The sequence below is a fragment of the Streptomyces apocyni genome, from assembly GCF_009739465.1.
Classification (GTDB): Bacteria; Actinomycetota; Actinomycetes; order Streptomycetales; family Streptomycetaceae; genus Streptomyces; species Streptomyces apocyni.
Genome location: NZ_WHOM01000078.1, coordinates 167862 through 189042, shown reverse-complemented (window position 1 = coordinate 189042; position 21181 = coordinate 167862). Strand labels below are relative to the sequence as shown.

Sequence of the window (21181 nt, the reverse complement as noted above, 5' to 3'; positions counted from 1 at the left end):
CGCTGGTTCACGTCCCCCCCGCTGGTTCACGTCCCCGCCCCGGATCGATCCTGGCACCCCGCGATCACCTCGGCGAGCGCTGAGGTGCTTTGGAGTGGCGCACCGATCGGCCGTGTCCAGCCAGCGCGTCCGCGCGGTCCCGCCGATGCTGGCCGTATGCACCTGTTCCTGGGAGAGATCAAGGACGCGGTACGGCCGCGCGCCGCGCTGCTGATGCTGGGAGTGCTGGCACTCGGCGTCCTGTTCATCGCCTCGTACGCCGGGGCGTTCCACCAGCAGCAGCCCAAGGACATCGCCCTCGGCGTGGTGGCCCCCGAGCAGACGCGCGCGCAGACGATCCGCCAGTTGGAGCAACTGCCGGGCTCACCGCTCGACCCGCGCGCCCTGATCTCCGAGGACGCCGCCCGCGAGCAGCTCAAGGACCGCGAGATCTACGGCGCGCTGGTGATCGACCCGAACTCCACCACCGACCGGCTGCTGCTCGCGAGCGGCGGCGGCGCGGCGGTAGCCGACGCGCTCACCGAGATCGTCGACGAGGCCGAGGCGGCACAGCAGCGGACCGTCGAGACCGAGGACGTGTTCCCCATGGAGGCGAGCGACTCGCGGGGGCTCTCGGCGTTCTACCTGGTGGTCGGCTGGTCCGTGGGCGGCTATCTGTGCGCCGCGATCCTCGCGATCAGCTACGGGGCGCGGCCCGCCAACCGGATGCGGGCGACGATCCGGCTGCTCGCCCTCGGCGTGTTCTCGGTGGCTCTCGGGCTGCTGGGGGCGGTCGTCATCGGCCCGGTCCTGGGCGCGCTGCCGGGCAGCGTGCTGGGTCTGGGGGGCCTGGGCGCGCTGGTGGTGTTCGCGGCCGGGGCCACCACGTTCGCCCTCCAGGGGCTGGCCGGGATCGTCGGTATCGGCCTGACCGTGCTGGTCCTAGTGGTCGCGGGCAACCCCAGCGCGGGCGGCCCCTACCAGTACCCGCTGCTGCCCCCGTTCTGGCGGGAGATCGGGCCCGCCCTGCCACCGGGCGCGGGCACCTGGACGGCACGCTCCATCGCGTACTTCGGCGGCCACGCGATCACCGGGCCGCTGCTGGTCCTGGCGGCCTGGTGCGTGGGCGGCGCGCTGCTGACGTTGCTGTTCTCCTCGCTGCGCAGAGGCCGGGAGGCGGTCGAGGCGAGCGAAGTGCGCCAGTAGCCAGTAGTCAGTAGGGGCGCCCCCTGTGGTGGCTAGGAGGGGCGCCCCGTGGTGGCTATACGGCGGTGACCGCCGTCAGCAGTACGGCGGAGTCCTCCAGGGCCGTCAGCCCGTGCCGCTCCTTCGGCAGGGGACAGAGCTCCCCGGCCGACAGCTCCGCCCCCTCGCCGCTGGCCGGGGTCAGCCGCACCCGGCCGCGCAGCACCAGCAGGCTCGCGGCCAGCGGGGCGTTGTGCTCGTCGAGCGCGGTACCCGCCGTCAGCGCGATCACGCTCTGCCGCAGGGCGTCGTCGTGCACGAGCAGCTGCGCACTGCGCCCGTGCTCGGCAAGCCGGGCGTTGGCCAGGTGCTCGTCGACGACGGCCGTGAGGTATTCGATGGGGTCTCCCATGTCCTGCTCCCTTGACCGCGACCTCGGCACACTCGGCACACTCGGAACCAACCCCTATCAAGCGTCCCGCTTGTCCGCCCAGGCGCAACTCCGGGTCGCATCGGGCTCTCGCTCAAACGTCACTTCTCGCACTTCCCCGCGGGTGGGTGACCTCGGCTACTAGGGTTCCCAGACGCACAAAATGTGCACTGCGTCACATCACTTCACGCTGGGGGCCGTATGCAGGAACTGGTCAAGGGCGCCAATATCGGCCTGGCAGAGCTGCTGGACGATGCCGGGTCCGTACTTGTCAGCCTGAGCTGGAGCAGTCCTACGGGGGAGGGGGACGCCGATGTCTCCGTACTGCTCCTCGACGCCAAGGGCAAGGTACGGAGCGACGCCGACTTCTACTTCTACAACAACCCCGTCGCGCCGGACGGGAGTGTCCAGCTCCTTGGCAAGACGCCGACGGCTGACGGCAACGAGGACCGCATCGGCTTCGATCTCACCGCGATGCCGTCCGATGTCGACCGGATCGTTGTCGCGGCGAGCCGGTACGGATGCCGGTTCGGGGAGCTGAACGACCTCTGTATGACCCTCGCCGACGGGACCGGCGAGAGCCTGCTCCAGTTCTCCACCGAGGACGCCGGAGACGTGGGCGCGTTCATCTTCGGTGAGCTGTACCGGCGCGGCGGGGAATGGAAGTTCCGTGCCATCGGCCAGGGGTACGAGACCGGGCTCGCGGGACTGGCCACGGACTTCGGCGTCGAGATCGATGACGACGCGGCGGGCGACGAGGACGCGGCGGGCGAACAGGGCGCGGCCCCCGCCAGCGAGCAGGGCCAGCCCAGCGCGCCCCAAGCCGCCGCACCCCAGGCGGCCCAGGCGGCCCAGACGGCGATCCCCGCCCAGGCCACCGGCGAGGGCGAGGGCGACGGCGAGGCAACCCCCGTGCCCCGTACGGGCCCCCGCACCCGGCCCCGTACGGCCAGGAAGAAGGTCAAGCTGCCCAAGGCCCCGAAGAGGTCCCTCGCCGAGAACGACAACTGGCGGACGGCGAGGCTGTTCCCGGTGCCGGTGCTCAAGAGCGACAGGGAGCGCGAAGTGCGCGCCACATCGGTGCTCCTGTCGGTCATGGCGCAGGTCCCGGAGTTCGGCCGCCGACTCACCGCGGCCTTCGGCGCACCCGCAGGCCGCATGGAGACGTACACCGAGGTGTCCCTCCCGCACGGTGACTCCCCCAAGCGCCCCGACGGCGTCATCCGCGTCGAGCGGGCGGGAAAGCTCTGGACCGCGCTCGTCGAGACGAAGACCAACGGCAACCCGCTCAAGGCGGAACAGGTCCAGGACTACATGGACATCGCGGCCCGGCGCGGCTACGAGGCCGTGATCACGCTGTCCAACGACGTGGCCCTGGAGGGCACCCCGCTGGTCGACGTCAGGATCGACGGCCGTCGTAAGCACAAGGTCGCCCTCAGGTCGCTGTCCTGGGCCGAGGTGACACACCAGGCGAAGATGCTGATCCGCCACGAAGGCGTCGGTAACGCCGCCCACGCCTGGCTGCTCCAGGAGCTGCTGCACTACCTCCAGCACGAGAACTCCGGCTGTCACGGCTTCCAGAACATGGGCCCCGCCTGGGTCCCGGTGCGTAACGGCATCGACGACGAGACCCTGTCCCAGGGGGACCGGCGGGCTGTGGACGTGGTCGAGAGCTGGGAGCGGCTGATGCGGCAGGTCTGTCTGCGACTCGGCGGAGAGCTCGGGCAGAAAGTGCTGCCCGTGCTACGCGCCAAGCGGGGAGCGGACCCGTCCCAGCGCCGCGCCGCGCTGGCCGACCAGCTCTGCGCGGACGGCCGTCTGCACGCGGAACTGCGGATCGAGGCGACCCCCGGAGTGCTGGCCATCACCGCGGATCTGCGGACCGGGAAACTGCGTACGTCGATCGAGCTCCCGGCCGCGGAGAACGGCGGCCATCCCCTCACCCGGGTCAAGCGGCTGATCCGGCAGCTCGCCGCGGCTCCGGCGGACCTCCACGTAGAGACGCTCGTCGCAGGCGAGGGCGGGGGCCCGCGCGGCACGCTGGAGCGGCTGCGTCCCGAACCCGCCGACATCCTGCCCAAGGACGGGGCGGAGATCACCGGCTTCCGCCTGTCGCTCTTCAAGGGCATGGGCGGCGGTCGCGGCAAGGCCGAGACCGGCTTCATCCGCAGCGTCGACGAGGCCGTGGACCGCTTCCACACCGACGTCGTCGCCCACCTGGACAGCGCGTCGTCGCGTCGGCAGCAGGCCGCCCCAGCGACCGTCGGCTAGCCGGGCAGCGGCGTTACGGGGCGGTGGTCGGGCGCCGGGCGTACCTGGTCATGGTGTTTGCGGCTCGTTTACAGTGGCGGGGAACGCAGCGACCCTGTGTGACCCACTGTCTGTGTACGCGTACCGGTACGCGTACGAGAAGGAGCGACGGACCCCCGATGGGTGAGCCTCCCAGTACCAGCCGTGCCACGCCCCGATGGCCTTCAGCGAGTGAGGGAACGGGGGTGGCACGGTGACCGAAGTCCTGTTGCTGCTTCTCGCCCTGCTCCTCACTCTGGCCTGCGCGGTCTTCGTCGCGGCCGAGTTCTCCCTGACGACGGTCGAGCGCGCCGAGCTGGAGCGCGCCGCGCAGGCGGGGGAGCGTGGTGCGGCCGGCGCCCTGCGGGCCGTGCGGAAGCTGACGTTCCAGCTCTCCGGTGCTCAGCTGGGCATCACCGTCGCCTCACTGGTGATCGGCATGCTCGCCGAGCCGTCGCTCGCGGTGCTGCTGCGTGGCCCGCTGCGGGCGGTCGGGTTCGGCGGGGCCGCCTCGTCGGTGGCGACGGTGCTGGGGGTGGTGCTGTCCACGGTCATCCTGATGGTCGTCGGTGAGCTGGTGCCGAAGAACTGGGCGATCTCCCGGCCGCTGGCCGTCGCCAAGGTGGTCGCGGGTCCGCAGCGCGGCTTCACCGCCGCCTTCGGGCCGTTCATCCGGCATCTGAACAACGCCGCGAACCGGTTCGTCCGCCGTATCGGCCTGGAGCCCGCCGAGGAGCTGGCCTCGGCCCGTAGCCCCGAGGAGCTGGTGGCGCTGGCCCGGCACTCGGCGGCCGAGGGCGCCATCGAGCGGGACTCCGCCGAACTGTTCGTCCGGACCCTGCACCTGAGCGAGCTGACCGCCGAGAACGTGATGACGCCCCGCGTGGACGTACGCGGCCTGGAGGCGCACGCCACCGCCGCGGACGCCGCCAACCTGACGCATGCCACCGGCCTGTCCCGCTTCCCGGTGTACCGGGACACGCTGGACGAGGTCATCGGCACCGTCCATATCCGCGACGTCCTCGCCCTGGCCCCCGAGCAGCGCGGCCGTACACCGGTCACCGAACTGGCCACCGAACCCCTGCTGGTGCCCGACACCCTGCCCGCCGACCGGCTCCTGGAGCGGATGCGGGCCACCCGCACGATGGCGGTGATCATCGACGAGTACGGCGGTACGGCGGGCGTCGCCAGCGTGGAGGACATCGTGGAAGAGGTCGTCGGCGAGGTACGGGACGAGCACGACCCCGTCGAGGTCCCCGATCTGTTGCCGGTCGCCGCGGATGACGACGGGCGCACCGCCTGGGACGCCGACGGCAGCGTCCGTATCGACCAGCTCGCCGCGATAGGGCTACGGGCTCCGGAAGGCCCGTACGAGACCGTCGCCGGACTCGTCGCCAACCGCCTGGCCCGTATCCCCGCCAAGGGCGACACGCTCACCCTCGACGGCTGGCGGCTGGACGTCCTGGAGGTGGCGCACCACCGGGCCGACCGCATCCGCCTGACCGAGCCCGCCGCCGCGCTGCCGCGGCAGGAGCGGGAGCGCGAGCGGGAGCAGGTGCGGGAGCAGGAGCGGGAACGCGTGCAGGACCGCGTGCAGGTACGGCAGGAGGCGAGCCGGTGACCGCGCTGCAACTGGTCATCGGTGCCCTGACGCTCCTGACCAACGCCTTCTTCGTCGGCGCCGAGTTCGCCCTGATCTCGGTACGCCGCAGCCAGATCGAACCCCGCGCCCGCGAGGGCGACAAGCGAGCCCGCAGCACCCTGTGGGGCATCGAGCACATCTCCGCGATGATGGCCACCGCCCAACTCGGCATCACCGCCTCCTCGCTGGTGCTCGGCGCGGTCGCCGAACCGGCCATCGCCCATCTGCTGGAGCCCGGCTTCGAAGCGGCGCATGTCCCGCATGGCCTGGTGCACCCGATCGCCTTCGTCATCGCGCTCGCGGTCGCCACGTATCTGCACATGCTGATCGGCGAGATGATCCCGAAGAACATCGCGCTCGCGGCGCCAGAGAAGACCGCGCTGCTGCTGGGACCGCCGCTCGTCGCCCTGACCCGCGCCCTGCGCCCGGTGATCTTCGGGATCAACGCCTTCGCCAACGCCCTGCTGAAGCTGCTTCGGGTGGAGCCTAAGGACGAGGTGGAGTCCGTCTTCACCGACGACCAACTGGCCCGCATGGTCGTCGACTCCAGCGCGGCCGGGCTGCTCTCGCCCGCGGACAGCGAGCGGTTGCGCGACGCCCTGGAACTGGGCACCCGCCCGGTCGGCGAGATCCTCGTGCCCGCGCAGCGGATGCGTACCGTCGACCACACCATCACGCCCGCGCGGCTGGAGCGTATGGCCGCCGAGGCGGGCTTCTCGCGGTTCCCGGTCACCGGCGCGGGCGGGGCGCTGCTCGGTTATCTGCACATCAAGGACACCCTTGGTGCCACCGACCGCGACCAGCCCTTCCCGCGCGGCGCCCTGCACCCCGTCACCCAGGTCCGCCTGGACACGCCGCTGGACGACACCCTGACCGCGCTGCGGGCTGCCGGGACGCATCTGGCCGCGGTGACCGGCGACAAGGGGGTCGTACTCGGGTTCGTCACGATGGAGGACGTACTGAGCGAGCTGGTCGGCCCGTCTCCGGCGACCGCCTGAGGGTCAGCTCCACCTAAAGGTCACCTCTCACCTCCCGCCCCTAACCTCTAACCTCCTAAAGTCACTTGAGTGGTTGACGCGCCTCGCCTCAACCACTAAAGTTCAGGACAACGGTTAGGCCGGGAGGTGCCCGGCTCCGTAAGACGGAGGCATTCCGATGACGCAGTCTCAGACCCTCGCCGCCACGTCCCTGCAGACCGGCCACGTCGGCCTGAATGTCACCGACATCGAGAAGTCGCTGCCCTTCTACCGCGAGGTCTTCGGGTTCGACATCGCCGCCGAAGGCAAGGACGACCACCAGCGCTGGGCCTTCCTCGCCCGCGACGGCAAGCTGGTGATCACCCTCTGGCGGCAGAGCGACAGCTCCTTCTCCACCGCGACCGCGGGCCTGCACCACCTGTCGTTCCAGGTGGACTCGCAGGACGACGTGCGGGCCGTCGAGGCCGTACTGCGGGAACGCGGCGCGGACTTCGCCTACGAGGGCGTTGTCGCGCACGGCGAAGGCGCCGGGTCGGGCGGCATCTACTTCGCCGACCCGGACGGCATCCGCCTGGAGATCTACGCCCCCACCGGAGCCGAGGAAGCGCCCGCGCCGAGCGGCGCCGCCCCGACCTGCGGCTTCTTCTAAGGACGGCCCTCCGGTAGCCCGCCCCTCAACCACCCCGAAAGGAGCCGGACATGGCCGTCTACCACAGCGGTGAGCTCAGCGTGCAGCGGCGAGCTGGCGTGTCCGAGCAGGCCGCCCACACGTCGGCGGCCATCAGAGCCGAAATGCCCCGCGTCGCCGCCGACTTCCTGGCCCGACAGCCCATGCTCGTCATCGGCGCCACCGACGCGCGCGGGGACATCTGGGCCTCCCTGCTGACCGGCGCCCCGGGCTTCCTCACCGCCACCGGGCCCGACTCGCTCTCCATCGACGCGGCCCCGTCACCCGGCGACCCCCTGTACGAGACGCTCACCAGCCCCGTCAGCCCCATCAGCCCCGCCCGTCTCGGCATGATCGCCATTGATCCCGCCGCCCGGCGCCGTATGCGGATGAACGGCATCGCCCGCCGACGGCCCCACGGCTGGGACGTCGACCTGGACCAGGTCTACGCCAACTGCCCGAAGTACATCCAGAAGCGGGAGTACGCCATCGAGCCCACCGAGTCCATCGAGCCCACCCAGCCCGCGGCCCCCCAGCACAGCGCCGAACTCACCGCCGACCAGCAGCGCTTCATCACCCAGACGGACACGTTCTTCGTCGCCACCGCCGACCGCGACGGCAACGCCGACGCCTCCCACCGCGGCGGCAACCCAGGCTTCGTCGAGCTCCTCAGCCCCACCCGGCTCCGCTGGCCCGACTACGTCGGCAACGCGATGTTCAACACGCTCGGCAACATCGAGGTCAATCCCCGGGCTGGCCTGCTGCTGCCCGACTGGACCACCGGCACCACCCTCCAGCTCACCGGCACCGCGGCCATCGACTGGGACGCCGACCACGCGGCCGCCGTACCCGGCGCGGAGCGCTTCGTCGAGTTCGCCGTCGACCACGTCGTGGAGATCCCGCACGCCTCGCCGCTGCGCTGGGCCGCACCCGAGTACTCGCGCTTCAACCCACCCGTGAACGCCTAGACGCGAAGATGCCCAGGTCAGCCGGTATCGGCCGACCTGGGCATCATGATCAGGCGAGATCGAAAGGGTCAGGCCACGTCGAACCGGTCGAGGTTCATGACCTTGTCCCACGCCGCGACGAAGTCCGTCACGAACTTCCCCTTCGCGTCGTCGCTCGCGTAGACCTCGGCGAGCGCGCGCAGCTCGGAGTTCGATCCGAAGACCAGGTCGGCACGGGTGCCGGTCCAGGTGACCTCGCCCGTGGCGGCGTCGCGGCCCTCGAAGGTGTTCTGGTCCTCCGACGTCGACTTCCACGTCGTACCCAGGTCGAGCAGGTTGACGAAGAAGTCGTTGGTCAGCGTCCCGGGAGCCTGGGTGAAGGCGCCGAGTGCCGACTGCTGGTGGTTCGCGCCCAGTACGCGCAGGCCGCCCACCAGGACTGTCATCTCCGGAGCGCTCAGGGTCAGCAGGTTCGCCCGGTCGAGCAGCAGGTACTCGGCCGGCAGCCGGTTGCCCTTCCCGAGGTAGTTGCGGAACCCGTCGGCGGACGGCTCGAGCGCCGCGAAGGACTCCACGTCGGTGTGCTCATCGGTCGCGTCGACGCGACCCGGCGTGAAGGGCACCTCAATGTCGTGACCGGCGTCCTTGGCGGCCTTCTCCACGGCCGCGCCGCCGCCGAGCACGATCAGGTCGGCCAACGACACCTTCTTGGCACCGGAGCCCGCGTTGAACTCCCGCTGGATGCTCTCCAGGGTGCGCAGCACCGTCGCGAGCTGCGCGGGGTCGTTGACGTCCCAGCCGCGCTGCGGCTCCAGGCGGATACGCGCGCCGTTGGCGCCGCCGCGCTTGTCGCTGCCGCGGAACGTCGAGGCCGACGCCCACGCGGTGGAGACCAGCTGCGAGACGGTCAGGCCGGAGTCGAGCAGCTTGGCCTTGAGCGCCGCGATGTCCGTGGCGTCGATGGTCTCGCCCTCGGCCTGCGGCAGCGGGTCCTGCCACGACAGCGTCTCGGCCGGGACCTCCGGGCCGAGGAACAGTGACTTCGGGCCCAGGTCACGGTGGGTCAGCTTGTACCAGGCGCGGGCGAAGGCGTCCGCGAACTGGTCGGGGTTCTCGTAGAAGCGGCGCGAGATCGGCCCGTAGACCGGGTCGAAGCGCAGCGACAGGTCCGTGGTGAGCATCGACGGAGCGATCTTCTTCGATGCGTCGTGGGCGTGCGGCACCGTGCCCTCGCCCGCGCCGTCCTTCGGCTTCCACTGGTGGGCGCCGGCCGGGCTCTGGGTCAGCTCCCACTCGTAGCCGAAGAGGTTCTGGAAGAAGTTGTTGCTCCACTGGGTGGGCGTGGTGGTCCAGGTGACCTCCAGGCCGGAGGTGATGGCGTCCGCGCCCTTGCCGGTGCCGTAGCTGTTCTTCCAGCCGAGGCCCTGCTCCTCCATGGAGGCCGCCTCGGGGTCGGCGCCGACGCTCTCCGCGGGGCCCGCGCCGTGGGTCTTGCCGAAGGTGTGGCCGCCCGCGATCAGGGCGACGGTCTCCTCGTCGTTCATCGCCATCCGGCGGAAGGTCTCGCGAATGTCGCGGGCCGCGGCGAGCGGGTCCGGGGTGCCGTTCGGGCCCTCCGGGTTGACGTAGATGAGGCCCATCTGGACCGCGCCGAGCGGGTTCTCCAGCTCGCGGTCGCCGGTGTAGCGCTCGTCGCCGAGCCAGGTGGTCTCGGGGCCCCAGTAGACGTCCTCGTCGGGCTCCCAGACGTCCGCGCGCCCGCCGGCGAAGCCGAAGGTCTCGAAGCCCATCGACTCCAGGGCGACGTTTCCGGCGAGGATCATCAGGTCGGCCCAGGACAGCGACTGGCCGTACTTCTTCTTGACCGGCCACAGCAGGCGGCGGGCCTTGTCGAGGTTGCCGTTGTCCGGCCAGCTGTTGAGGGGCGCGAAGCGCTGCTGGCCGGCTCCGGCGCCGCCGCGGCCGTCGCTGATCCGGTAGGTGCCCGCGCTGTGCCAGGCCATGCGGATCATGAACGGGCCGTAGTGGCCGAAGTCGGCGGGCCACCAGTCCTGCGAGGTGGTCAGTACCTCCGCGATGTCCTGCTTCACGGCCGGGAGGTCGAGGGCTTTGAACGCCTCGGCGTAGTCGAACTCCTCGCCGAGAGGGTTGGCCACGGCGGGGTTCTTGGCGAGGATCTTCACGTTGAGGCGATCCGGCCACCACTGGCGGTTTCCGCCGCCCTGCGTCGGGTGCGCGGCGCGCCCGTGCGCGACGGGGCAGCCTTCGGCGCCCTCCGTCTTGGCGTCGGTGACGATCGCGTCATGGTTCTCAGCCATGGGAATCCTTCCGGACTAAGCGGATCACGGTGCCCCGGTACTGGACGGTGCCCCGGTACTGGGGGGTGTGGAACAGCCGGGGCAGGCAGGGGCTCGCAGCCTGTCCATGCGAGGCGATCACCGCGACGTCGCTCGTCACGGTTCTGTTTCCTGCCCTGCTGGAGTCTTCCTGTCCCTTGGCTACTACAGGAACTGATCCTACGATGGACACAGTCCAAGTCAAGAAGTACGCGAAACATCGACAGGTGAACTTCTGGCGCGCTGCGGCATGCCATCGAGCGGAACGGAACGTGACCAGGTGAACCGATATGAGTGACCTCCTGCACCGCCTGCGCGGCCGTGGCTGGCGGATGACGTCGCAGCGCCGGGTCGTCGCGGAGGTCCTCGACGGCGACCATGTACATCTCACGGCAGACGAGGTGCACGCCCGCGCGGCCGAGCGGCTGCCCGAGATCTCCCGGGCGACCGTCTACAACACCCTGGGCGAGCTGGCCGCACTCGGCGAGATCGCCGAGGTCTCCACGATCGGCCGCGCCAAGCGCTACGACCCCAACGCACACCACCCGCACCAGCACCTGGTGTGCTCCCGCTGCGGCACGGTCCGCGACGTCCACCCGACCGGCGACCCACTGGCCGACCTCCCACCAGCGGAACAGTTCGGCTTCACCCTCACCGAGGCCGAAGTCACCTACCGCGGGCTGTGCCCCGACTGCGCCTAGCGAACCGTGCCGGGCTGGCGAACCGTGCCGGGCCGTGCCGGGCCGTGACCGGCTGTGCCTTGCCGTGAGGTCCGGGCGGCCTCAACACAAGCTGCGGTAGGGCGCGTCGGGGATATACGTGCGCCACTCCCGCGGGGTGATGTCGCGACCAGCCCGTCGACATACGGCCGCCGCGAGTCGCTCCGTCGAGAGGTCGAGGGTGTGGACCCGCCCGCTGGTGACGGTCCGCAGGGTCCTGCCGTCGAAGGACAACGCGTCGAGCCGGTGCCCGGTGAAGGCCACGGGCTCCCCGAGAGGCAACCGGGCCGCCGTGTCCCAGAGTTGGACGGAGTCGTCGTTCACGACCACGGCGAGCAGGCTCCCGTCGTCGGAGAACGTCATCGCCCCCAGCCGCTCGCCGAAGCGTGCCGCTCCCGGCACCAGGCCGCTGGGCATCAGCGCCGCGCGCTCGCGCACCGCACCGTCCCAGAGCTCCACCCAGCCGGACGCCTTGAGGACCGCGACGAACCGGCCGTCGGGAGAAAAGGCCAGGTCGGCGTTGGGCCCCGGGCCGAACAGGTCCTTGCGTACGGTGCCGGTGTCCAGGTCGACCTCCACGCCCGTGGTGGTCAGCAGACGTCGGCTGTCCTGGCTGAACACGCCGCTGCCGCAGTTGCCGTCGAGTTGCCGGACCTTCTCGCGCTGCCGGAGGTCCCAGATCTCGACGTAGCAGTCAGGACCGTCGGTCGGCAGGGACTCCGCCGTGGTTATTGACAGCTGGCGGCCGTCCGGGGAGACGCCGAGATGGCGGACGTGGTAGCCGCCGCGTACGGGGACCTCGTGGACGTCCTTGCCGCTCTTGAGGTCGCGCACCACGACCTTGCGGACCTGTTGCTCCGGCCCGCGCGTCACACCCTCGCTGTGTGAATACGCCAGTATCCGGCCCGCGTTGTCGATGGCGCTGTAGCGGTCCGTGCCCATGTCCGCCCCGTCGATGGTGCGTTGGGTGACCGAGGGGCCTACGGGCTTGTCGGTGTCGGCGCGCAGGTCGACCGGCTGGAGGCGTGGGTACTTCCGTGTCTCGGTGATCTCGTCGCGGACGACCCCGAAGTCCCCGTTGGGCGAGATCGCGGCGGTCGCGGGGTCGGTCGCCCTGCGGGTGAGGGCGCCCGCGAGGTCGATCTCGTAGAACTGCCCGGTGCCGTCCGCCACGTACCGGAGGACTTCGCCGTCCTCGTCCAGGCTGACGCGTGCGGCACCGGTGCGGTCCTGCTGGCCCTTGTCGGTGGGGACGGCCACTTCGAAGAGCGGCTTCCTGGCACCGGCGCGATCCCAGACCTCGACCACGTCACGGCCGGCGGACCAGCCGACGAGGAACCGGCCGCCCGAGCTGAACCGGAGGGCGGAACCTCCGTGCTCCAGGTACGCCACCTTCTTGCCGCGGGCCAGGTCGTAGACATGGGTGACCGTGCTGTCTTTGGACATGGGGCGGGCGTCGACGGCCAGGTGCGTACCGTCCGGGCTGAACTGGAACTGGCACTCGCTGAGGCGGTCGCTGACGCCGGTGTCGTCGACGACGGGCCGCGCTGGTTCCTTCGCGGGCCGTACGGCTCCGACGACCAGCCGGTCGCCGACGCACTGGGCGAGGTACGTGCCGTCAGACGACAGCGCGTACTGCCGCATGAAGGACTGCGAGGGCAGGGAGTCGAGTTCGCGCCCCGAGCGGTCGAACACGGTGCTCACCCTGTTCTTGGTCTCGGTCTTGGTCAGCACTAGGTGACCGCGGTTCGAGATGCTCGATCCCCAGGTGTGGCCGGGCGCGTCGATCGGGGGCGCGGCCGGGGTGCCGTCCTTGGTGTTGATGAGGCGGAAGGTCTGGTCCTTGCCCTTCAGGAGTACGAGCTGACCGTCCGGGCTGAAGACGCGGCGGCTGTCGCCCAGGTCGAAGTCGTCGGGCGACAGTGCCGCCAGCGGCTTCTTCAAACCCCCGCGTCCCTTGGTCAGGTCCCAGGTGTGCACTCCCCGTGCCGAGTGCGTGATCAGACGGCGCCCGTCCGGGGTGAGGATGCCGTCGTCCTGCTCGCCGCCGTTCTGGTCGCCGCTGTACGGGGGCAGGTCGAGCACCGCGCGCTCCGGCTGGACCGCCGCCGCGGTGAGCGCAGCCCGCGCTTCCGGGACCTCGGCGATCCGCCACGCGGCGAGTCCGAGCAGCATCGCCGTCTCCGGCTCCGTACCGGGCAGAGCCGTCGCCGCCTGTGCGACGGCGCGGGCCGTCGCCTGGGAACGGCGCAGCTCGGCCGCCTGGTTCTGGGTCCAGGCCACGCCGCCCGCGAGCAGCGCGAGCACCGTCACACCGGCGAGGCCCGCCAGCAGCTGACGGCGTCTGCGCGTGCTGCGGGCGGCCGCCGTGCGGCCCGCCGTGAGGAACCGCAGCTCCAGCGGGCTCGGCCGCAGGTGGTACGGAGCCGTGGGCAGCCACTCCAGGCCCGTACGCAGCTCGGTGCCGCGCGGCAGGTCCTCGGCCCGTTCGCCGTGCGCCTCCCACAGCCGGGCGGCGGCGCTGATCCGCTGGAGGCGCGTGATGCCGGTGCGGTCGGCGTCGACCCAGGCGCGCAGCCGCCGCCAGGCGGGTACGAGGGCCGCGCTGACCGGCCGGAGCGAGCCGTCGGCGTCGGTGATCAGGACCCCGGCCGCCGTGAGCGACGTGGCGGCTTCGGTGAGGGCCGCCGTCTCGCTGTCGGGCCGCCCGGCGAACACCTCGGCGGGTGAGGCGGTACGGACGGAGTCCTGCGAACCGTCGGCCGCGGAGCCGGGCACGGTGAGCCGGAGCAGGAGCTCGTGGGCGGCCAGTTGGGCCGCTGGGGTGAGCGCCGCGAACGCGGTCTCGGCGCGCTCGCCGAGGGGTGGCTCGACGACGGTGGGCGGGTGGCCCGGTGTCGCGCCGTCCGGGTCCGCGTCGGGGCCGGACCCCGACTCCGGGTCCGGGTCCGGGTCCGGTTCCGCCGCCTTGCGCGCGCCCGCCTTCATCAGCGCGGTGCGAGGGTCGGCGGCCTGTACGGGAGCGCCCAGCAGCCCCAGTAGCAGATCGCCCGCCGTCGGCCGATGCCGCGGGTCCTTGGCCAGAGCGGCGGCCATGAGGGGCCGTACCCGCGCGGGAAGCGCACTGAGATCCGGGTCGACCGAGGCGGTGCGATGGGCCACCTCGCCGATGTTCTCCCCACGGAAGGGCTCGGTGCCGGTCGCCGCGTACAGGACGACCGCCGCCCAGGCGAATATGTCCGATGCCTCGGTGGCCCGCTGCCCGGACAGTACCTCCGGTGCCATATAGCCGAAGGTCCCCATAATCGCGCCGGTCTCGGTCAGCGACATGCCGGAGGCGCGGGCGATGCCGAAGTCGATGATCCGGGGCCCGTCCGGCCCCAGCAGGACGTTCGACGGCTTCAGGTCACGGTGTACGACGTCCGCCTGGTGGACGGCGGCCAGCGCGGTCGCCACGCCGGTCGCCAGCCGCAGTACGGCGCCGGGCTCCAGCGGCCCCTGAGCCCGCAGCCGGGAGGACAGGGTCGGCCCGGGAACGTACTCGCTGACCAGATAGGCAACATCCCCGTCGACGCCGGAGTCGAGGATGCGCGCGGTGCAGAACGCCGCCACCCGCCGCGCCGCCTCGGCCTCCCGCGCGAACCGTTCCCGGAGGAACGTGTCCGCGGGGTCGGTGCCCCGGTGCAGCGTCTTGAGCGCGTATCGGTCACCGGACGCGTCGTACGCCTCGTAGACCACACCCTGCCCACCGGCCCCGAGCCGAGCCGCGAGCCAGTATCCCGCTATCCGTTCCGGATCGTCAGCCGTCAGCACCGAACTCACGTATCACGCCCCCCGGTTCGAACCCGCCGTCCGCAAGATCCTATGCCCGCCACACCGTCATGTCCGCGTACACAAAGCTGACCCCGCTGTCCGGTAGCGCGGTCGACTTCACTTGGACCACGAGCAGCGCGATGTCGCCGGACGGGTGCTTGACGCAGATCTCACTGCCGGCCGCCGCGGCGGCCAGCGGGAGGCGGCGGCTGTCGGCGCCCTTGAGGGCGATACGGCACCCGTCGAGGGACGCCCCCGGCTTGCCGTACAGCATGGTGATCACGCTAGTGTCGCTCTCCAGCGCACAGCCTTTGTCCGTGCAGGCGAAGCGGATGTCTCCCTTGTGGTCTTCGCGTCGGATCGGTTCCTTGACGTTGATCGAGTTCTTCTCGTCCAGCCACACGAGGGGGTAGGGGACGGGTTGCGGAGCCGCGGGTGCCGTGGGTGCCGTGGGTCCGGAAGCGGACGGCCCGGACGTCTTCGGGGTCCCCTGTGCCTGACCTTCGGTCCCCGAGGCCGGGGCGGATGACGATGACGGTGCCGACGGCCGCGTGGACGTTGTCGGGTCAGGCGTCGATGTCCTGGCCGTACTCCAGTCGCGGAGTCGGCTCGCCGCGTCCATCACGCTCCACGTCAGGCCGGTCAGGAGCAGCGTCGCCGCGGTCACGACCGCGCCCGTGACCAGTGCGGTACGCCGTCTTCGCTTGCGCCGCGCTTCGGGCGCTTCGGGCGCTTCGGGCCGCGGCCGTGCGACCAACGGCAGCGTGTGGACCGGGATCGGGTCGGGGACCGGAGGCGGGACAGTCACCTCAGGTCCAGCCACCTCCCTCCAAACGGCCGGGCCCGCACCCGCGTCGGCGTCCCGCCCCAGTCGCTGACGGCACCACTCGACGACCTCCGCCAGGGTGGCCCGCTCCGCTGGATCGGAGGCCAGGCATCGGGCGATCAGCGGGCGGAGCTCGGCGGCCAGCGGGGACAGGTCAGGTGTGGAGTGCACGATCCGGTACAGCACGCCGACCGCGGAGCCGTCCCCGTACAGCGGCTTGCCCAGCGCCGCGAACGCCGCCGTCTGGCCCAGCGCGAAGACGTCGGTCGCCGCGGTGATCTCACCCGCGGACGCCTGTTCCGGAGCCATGAACGACGGCGTGCCGACGGCAGCGCCCGTGGCGGTGTGTGAGGTGACGTCAGAGGCCAGGGCGATACCGAAGTCGATGACCCGCGGCCCGTCGGCGGCCAGCAGGACGTTCGACGGCTTCAGGTCACGGTGCACGATGCCCGCGCCATGGATCGCCTGTAGCGCCTCGGCCACGCCCGCCATCAGCCACAGCACGGCGGGCACCGGCAGGGGCCCGCGCCGGGCGACGGCCTCCGCCAGGGATGGCCCGGGTACGTACAGCGTGGTCAGCCAGGGCGGTACGCCATCCGCGTCGGCGTCGATCAACTCGGCGGTGTACGCGCCCCGGACCCGCCGGGCCGCCTCCACCTCACGGCGGAACCGCCGCCGGAAGTCCGGGTCGTCGGCCAGCTCCGCCCGTACCACCTTGATCGCGACCGGTCGGCCGCCCTGCGTGTGCGACAGGTAGACCCGGCCCATGCCACCCGCGCCAACCCTGGCGGCGAGGCGGTAGCCAGCCACCTGCGGCGGATCGTCCGCCTGCAGTGGCTGGAACACCTCAGTCGCGTGGTTCATCGCCCCGTCTCCCCCTGAATCCCCTGCACCCCCCCGCACCCTTGAATCCGTGCTCAACTGATGAGGTGACCAGGGGAAACAGCCTAAGCGGGCGGGTGCAGACGAGGGGACACCAGGCCCGCCTCGTAGGCGATGATCACCAGTTGTACGCGGTCACGGGAGTCCACCTTGGCGAGCAGCCGGGTCACATAGGTCTTGGCGGTCGCGCTGCTGACAGCAGGGCCACTCGTTCCCTCATTCCCGCCAGGCCGTACGTCACCGAGTTCGAGTTCCGGCTGCGTCCCTCGGCCCGACGGTCCTCGCGGGGCTGGCGATGTTCCCGATGCAACGTGGCGCCGAGGTGCTGCGCGGCTGGCGGGACTGCGCCGACGCCGCACCCGAGAACTGCGCGGCCGACCGGTCCTGGGCATGGCAGTCCTGGCGGACCCGTCCGACGACGAGCAGACGATCACGGCCGGGCGCGTCTTCGCCTCCGCGATGCGCCGCTTCAGCACCGGCGCCGGCTACCTGAACCTCACCCCCAGCCACTCCACGTTCGTCGGCTGAGACGTCACCGGAGGCGTTTGTTCGCCAGTCTCGCTGCGTCGCACACTTGAGTGAGGGGGAAATCGGCGAGGTGATGCCCGATGATGCAGGTTCTCTCCAAGGCTGCTGTTGTTCTCCTAGCGGGAGCCATGGCGCTGGGGGGGGAGCCGCCGCTTGTGGCGGTTCCGGTGAGCCGGGGCCGAACAGGCCGGGTCCGACCGTCACCAGTACCGAAACCTTCACTGTCGAGCCGACGCCCGCTCCCACCACACCGAAGGCGCCCACGAAGCCTGCGGAGCCTGCGGAGCCCGCGACACCCAGGACGTCCCCGACGCCCAAGCCGCCGCCCGCACCTACCGCTGATGCCGCCACCACCGTCGAGAGGTATTTCGCGGCGATCAACGCAGGTGACTACCGTCGGGCGTGGGACCTGGGAGGAAAGAACCTTGAGCGCTCCTACGCGTCCTTCGCGGCAGGATTCGCCGATACCGTCCATGACACCGTCCAGATCGTGGATGTCCGCGGCAGCGTCGTGATGGTCACGCTCGACGCCTTGCAAACAGACGGGACCGTGCACTCCTTCGCCGGCACATACACGGTCGAGAGTGGGGTCATAGTCGACGCCGATATTCGACGTGTGGACAGCCCGGCGCCGGAGCCCCGCCAGAGCTACCCACCGGGACCGCCCGCAGGCGTTCCCGACGTCGACTGCTCGGACCTGCCCGGCCCCGTCGATGTCAGCGGCGGCGACCCTCACAACCTCGACGCCGATGGTGACGGCATCGGCTGCGAAGGGAATTGAGAGCGCGCCGCAACCAACCAGTGCGGCTACCCGGCCCTCCCTGGGAGCCCGCCTGCCCGGGCCGGTGTGCCCGCTGCCACCGCGACAGCGGCGGTGGGCGGACCTAGCCTGGAGTCGTGGCGATGGTGCGAGTCAACGGTCTGGAGATCGTCTACGACCGGGTTGGCGAGGGGCCGCCCGTGGTGTTCCTGCACGGCGCGGGGGAGGACGCCCGCGTCTGGCGGACGCAATGTGACGTGCTGTCAGATGAGTTCACGGCCGTGGCCTGGGATGAGCCAGGAGCGGGCCGTTCCGCCGATGTCCCCGAGTCGTTCGGCCTCGTGGACTACGCGCGCTGTCTCGCCGAGGTCGTGGACTCGCTGCGACTTGGTCCGGCGCACATCGCCGGTCTCTCGTGGGGCGGCACCCTCGCCCTGGAGTTCTACCGTCGGCATCCGGACTTGGTACGGACGTTGATTCTCGCTGACTCCTACGCGGGCTGGAAGGGCTCCCTGCCCCCGGAGGAGGTACGAGCCCGGGTCGAGGGCGCGCGCCAGATGCTGGACGCGCCGCGCGGTGAGTTCGATCCGACCCTGCCCGGACTGTTCGCTGGCGAGCCGCCCGCGGCGTACGTACCGCTACTGGACGCGATGGCGGCCGTCGTACGCCCGGAGGCCATGCGGAAGCAGCTGGCGCTGATGGCCGAGACCGATCAGCGGGATCTGCTGCCCACTGTGTCGGTGCCCACCCTGTTGCTCTGGGGCGAACAGGATGTGCGCTCGCCACTGGCCGTCGCACGGCAGTTCCAGGACGCGATCCCGCACGCCGAGTTGGTCGTGATCCCGGGCGCGGGACACCTCAGCAACCTGGAACGGCCCGAGGAGTTCAACCGCGCCGTGCGCGCCTTCTGTCACGCCCACTCCTGAGCCCGCCGACCTTGACGACCGCAACCCGGCACTCGCCGACGCCCTGTGGGAGTCCCTGCCCTACCAGAGCCTCCAAGGTCACGCCCAGTCCTACCGGGCCATTGCCCCCACCAGCGGAGTCCAGAGCTACGAGGCCACCATCCGGGTACGCCCCACCACCAACGACCCGGCCCGCAGCTTCTTCGAGTGGTCCCGGATCCTGGAGATCGCCGACGACGCGGACCTGAAGGTGGTTGAGGCCATCATCGACGTCATGGAGAAGCAGACCGACGCCGTACGGGACCACTTCGCGACGACCACGAAGTGAGGAGCGACGTGACGACGCTCGTTCTGCTGCGGCACGGCGAGACCCTGCTCACGCCTGGGCGGCGGCTCTCCGGCAGCGGCGGCTCCAACCCGGGCCTCTCGCCGGTCGGACGCCGCCAAGCCCAGGCGGCAGCGGACGCCGTCGCCCACCGCGGCGACATCGAGGCGGTCGTCACGTCACCGATGCGTCGCTGCCGGGAGACCGCTCAGGCCGTGGCCGCACGCCTCGGCCTGAGCGTCCAGATCGACCGGGACCTGCGGGAAGCGGACTTCGGCGCCTGGGATGGTCTGACCTTCGCCGAAATCCGCGCACGCTACCCGGACGACCTGGAGGCGTGCTCCGCCTCGCCCTCCAGGCCCCACCGCACACGTTATTCCGCATGGAGGCCGGGGCGGCCTCCCTGTCGACGGTGACGTACGACGAGGACGGCACCGCCACGGTGCGGACCCTCAACGACACCCACCACCTGAACTGAGGGCTCAGTCACAGAGCGGGGGGTTCGTGGCGGCCCGTTGCTTACTCTTCATCCCCTTCGTCCCCTTCGTCTCCCTCGAAGTAGTCGCCGACCTCGTCGACTACTTCGCCAGCGACCATGCCGCCGACGACACCGACGGCGAGCCCGGCCGCGCCCGCGGCGACCACGGTGCCCATACCGGGGCCAGAGCGGTGGTGGCCCTCGTGCCCGTGGTGGTCGTGGTGCCCGTGGTGGTCGTGCCCCGCGGCGTAGGGACCGCCATGGCCGTACGCGTCGTGCGAGCCATACGAGCCATACGAGCCGTACGAGCCGTCCGACGCGCGGTGCTCGACCAGAGCCTGGACCCAGCCCTCGACCACCGCGTACCAGTCCGGGCGCCCCGCCTCCTCATGGGTGACCGTGAATCGGGTGACCGCGTCGTGGCCGGAGGAGAGGAATCCGCCGCGCTTGTCGGCCTCCAGAACCACCTCCATGCCGCCGGGGTGGGCGAGGAAGGACACCTCGATCTCGTTCACCGCGTGGGCGTACTGCGGGGCCGGGGCGAGCTCGATCTCCTGGTAGAAGGGGAGCTGCTGGCCGGTGCCGCCGATACGGCCGTACTCGAGGTCGGCGGACGTGAAGCCGAAGCCGAGCTGGCCCAGGGCCTCCAGGATCGCCTCCTGCACCGGCAGGGGACGCACGGTGAGCGGGTCGAGGTCGCCCTTGTCCTTGGCGCCCGCCACCGACAGCTCGGTGCGCACGCCGAGGACGACGCCGAGGCCCTGGCCGTACAGCTCGGTGACCGGGGTCTCCCACGGCAGCGTCACACCGAACGGGATGCCGCGCTCCTCGCCTTCGGCGAGCCGGAACCCGCCGCCGACGACGAACCGCTCGAAGGCGACGGCGCCTTCGCCCTCCCCGTCCTCGTGCTCGACCTCGACCCGGGCGACCAGCTCCAAGGTGATGTGCTCGATGTCGAAGTCGGCACTGCCGCCCTTGAGGCGGACCTGCCCTGAGAGCGTGCCGCCGGGCAGGGCCGCACCCGGGTCGAGGACCGTGTCGACCGTGGGTGCGCCGACGCCGAGCGAGCCGAGCAGCCGTTTGAACACCATCGTGGCGTTCACCCCTTACGTGCGTGTGGTTCTTGTGACTGGGCTGGTTCGGTTACTTCGCTGACGTGTCCAGGGCAGCCAGTGCCTGGGCCCATCGGACGTACTTCAACTCGGCAAGATCGGCCACAGTCTTGACCCCGAACGCCTCCTGAAGCAGCTCTCCATCGCGGTCGGACACCCCTTTCAGGGCCGAGGCCGGAGCCGCCAGTATCTCGGGCAGGCTCTTGTCCGCCCACGCCTTGTCGAGCACCTTGTCCAGGTCGATCGAAGCCATGCGTCTGCTCCAGGTGAGGTGAGGTGAGGTGGTGAAGGTGGAGGGGAAAGGGACCGGTTTCTCCCCAGGCGATTAGCAGCTTAGAGCTGCCGGGGCCGGTCCAGGCCCTCCTCCAGAAGCTGCCGCGG

At 71.0% G+C, this 21181-nt stretch carries 17 protein-coding genes and 1 pseudogene; 11 read left to right on the top strand and 7 right to left on the bottom strand.

Annotated elements, in window-relative coordinates; all coding sequences use genetic code 11:
- Positions 1 to 156: 156 nt before the first annotated feature.
- Positions 157 to 1185, top strand: coding sequence for a YhgE/Pip domain-containing protein (locus tag GCN81_RS29435; RefSeq protein WP_156727591.1), 1029 nt, complete (start codon positions 157 to 159; stop codon positions 1183 to 1185).
- 55 nt (positions 1186 to 1240) lie between these two features.
- On the opposite strand, the gene GCN81_RS29430 is transcribed toward GCN81_RS29435, so the two are convergent.
- A complete protein-coding gene (locus tag GCN81_RS29430) occupies positions 1241 to 1576 on the bottom strand; it encodes a cupin domain-containing protein (protein WP_156727590.1) in 336 nt (111 codons plus the stop codon).
- A 219-nt stretch (positions 1577 to 1795) separates the two neighbouring features.
- On the opposite strand from GCN81_RS29430, the gene GCN81_RS29425 reads away from it, so the two are divergent.
- From GCN81_RS29425 to GCN81_RS29405, 5 genes are all read left to right on the top strand, one after another.
- Positions 1796 to 3865, top strand: coding sequence for a TerD family protein (locus tag GCN81_RS29425; protein ID WP_156727589.1), 2070 nt, complete (start codon positions 1796 to 1798; stop codon positions 3863 to 3865).
- A 232-nt stretch (positions 3866 to 4097) separates the two neighbouring features.
- Positions 4098 to 5504 carry a hemolysin family protein gene (locus GCN81_RS29420; protein WP_156727588.1) on the top strand — a complete coding sequence of 469 codons (1407 nt, stop codon included), beginning with the start codon at positions 4098 to 4100 and terminating at the stop codon, positions 5502 to 5504.
- Positions 5501 to 6523 carry a hemolysin family protein gene (locus GCN81_RS29415; RefSeq protein ID WP_156727587.1) on the top strand — a complete coding sequence of 341 codons (1023 nt, stop codon included), beginning with the start codon at positions 5501 to 5503 and terminating at the stop codon, positions 6521 to 6523. The genes GCN81_RS29420 and GCN81_RS29415 overlap by 4 nt, the downstream gene beginning before the upstream one ends.
- A 157-nt stretch (positions 6524 to 6680) precedes the next feature.
- Positions 6681 to 7151, top strand: coding sequence for a VOC family protein (locus GCN81_RS29410; RefSeq protein WP_156727586.1), 471 nt, complete (start codon positions 6681 to 6683; stop codon positions 7149 to 7151).
- 50 nt (positions 7152 to 7201) lie between these two features.
- Complete coding sequence (locus GCN81_RS29405) at positions 7202 to 8137, top strand: pyridoxamine 5'-phosphate oxidase family protein (RefSeq protein WP_156727585.1); 936 nt, start codon at positions 7202 to 7204, stop codon at positions 8135 to 8137.
- 68 nt (positions 8138 to 8205) lie between these two features.
- Here GCN81_RS29405 and katG read toward each other — a convergent pair whose 3' ends face one another.
- Positions 8206 to 10434, bottom strand: coding sequence for a catalase/peroxidase HPI (gene katG, locus GCN81_RS29400; protein WP_156727584.1), 2229 nt, complete (start codon positions 10432 to 10434; stop codon positions 8206 to 8208).
- 308 nt (positions 10435 to 10742) lie between these two features.
- Between katG and GCN81_RS29395 the strand changes: the two genes are divergently transcribed.
- Positions 10743 to 11153 (top strand): Fur family transcriptional regulator, encoded by a 411-nt coding sequence (locus GCN81_RS29395; RefSeq protein WP_156727583.1) that lies wholly within the window; start codon positions 10743 to 10745, stop codon positions 11151 to 11153.
- Positions 11154 to 11234: 81 nt separating this feature from the next.
- Here GCN81_RS29395 and GCN81_RS29390 read toward each other — a convergent pair whose 3' ends face one another.
- Both GCN81_RS29390 and GCN81_RS29385 read right to left on the bottom strand, forming a co-directional pair.
- Positions 11235 to 14993, bottom strand: coding sequence for a protein kinase domain-containing protein (locus GCN81_RS29390; RefSeq protein ID WP_156727582.1), 3759 nt, complete (start codon positions 14991 to 14993; stop codon positions 11235 to 11237).
- 40 nt (positions 14994 to 15033) lie between these two features.
- On the bottom strand, positions 15034 to 16674 hold the full coding sequence (locus GCN81_RS29385) for a serine/threonine-protein kinase (RefSeq protein ID WP_156727581.1): 1641 nt from the start codon (positions 16672 to 16674) through the stop codon (positions 15034 to 15036).
- Positions 16675 to 17082: 408 nt separating this feature from the next.
- Between GCN81_RS29385 and GCN81_RS29375 the strand changes: the two genes are divergently transcribed.
- From GCN81_RS29375 to GCN81_RS29365, 3 genes are all read left to right on the top strand, one after another.
- On the top strand, positions 17083 to 17220 hold the full coding sequence (locus GCN81_RS29375) for a hypothetical protein (RefSeq protein WP_156727579.1): 138 nt from the start codon (positions 17083 to 17085) through the stop codon (positions 17218 to 17220).
- 490 nt (positions 17221 to 17710) lie between these two features.
- Complete coding sequence (locus GCN81_RS32100; RefSeq protein WP_197287834.1) at positions 17711 to 18001, top strand: excalibur calcium-binding domain-containing protein; 291 nt, start codon at positions 17711 to 17713, stop codon at positions 17999 to 18001.
- Between the two features lie 122 nt (positions 18002 to 18123).
- Positions 18124 to 18906, top strand: a complete 783-nt coding sequence (locus GCN81_RS29365; protein ID WP_156727974.1) for an alpha/beta fold hydrolase — start codon at positions 18124 to 18126, stop codon at positions 18904 to 18906.
- A gap of 126 nt (positions 18907 to 19032) precedes the next feature.
- On the opposite strand, the gene GCN81_RS29360 is transcribed toward GCN81_RS29365, so the two are convergent.
- A complete protein-coding gene (locus tag GCN81_RS29360) occupies positions 19033 to 19206 on the bottom strand; it encodes a hypothetical protein (protein WP_156727578.1) in 174 nt (57 codons plus the stop codon).
- Between the two features lie 21 nt (positions 19207 to 19227).
- On the opposite strand from GCN81_RS29360, the pseudogene GCN81_RS29355 reads away from it, so the two are divergent.
- Positions 19228 to 19688 (top strand): annotated as a pseudogene (locus GCN81_RS29355) (histidine phosphatase family protein); the annotation flags it as partial.
- 41 nt (positions 19689 to 19729) lie between these two features.
- On the opposite strand, the gene GCN81_RS29350 reads toward GCN81_RS29355, so the two are convergent.
- Together GCN81_RS29350 and GCN81_RS29345 are read right to left on the bottom strand one after the other, a co-directional pair.
- The gene (locus tag GCN81_RS29350; RefSeq protein ID WP_156727577.1) at positions 19730 to 20779 is read right to left on the bottom strand and encodes a sporulation protein; all 1050 of its coding nucleotides are present in this window, start codon (positions 20777 to 20779) and stop codon (positions 19730 to 19732) included.
- A gap of 52 nt (positions 20780 to 20831) precedes the next feature.
- Complete coding sequence (locus tag GCN81_RS29345) at positions 20832 to 21053, bottom strand: hypothetical protein (protein WP_156727576.1); 222 nt, start codon at positions 21051 to 21053, stop codon at positions 20832 to 20834.
- Positions 21054 to 21181 lie beyond the last annotated feature (128 nt).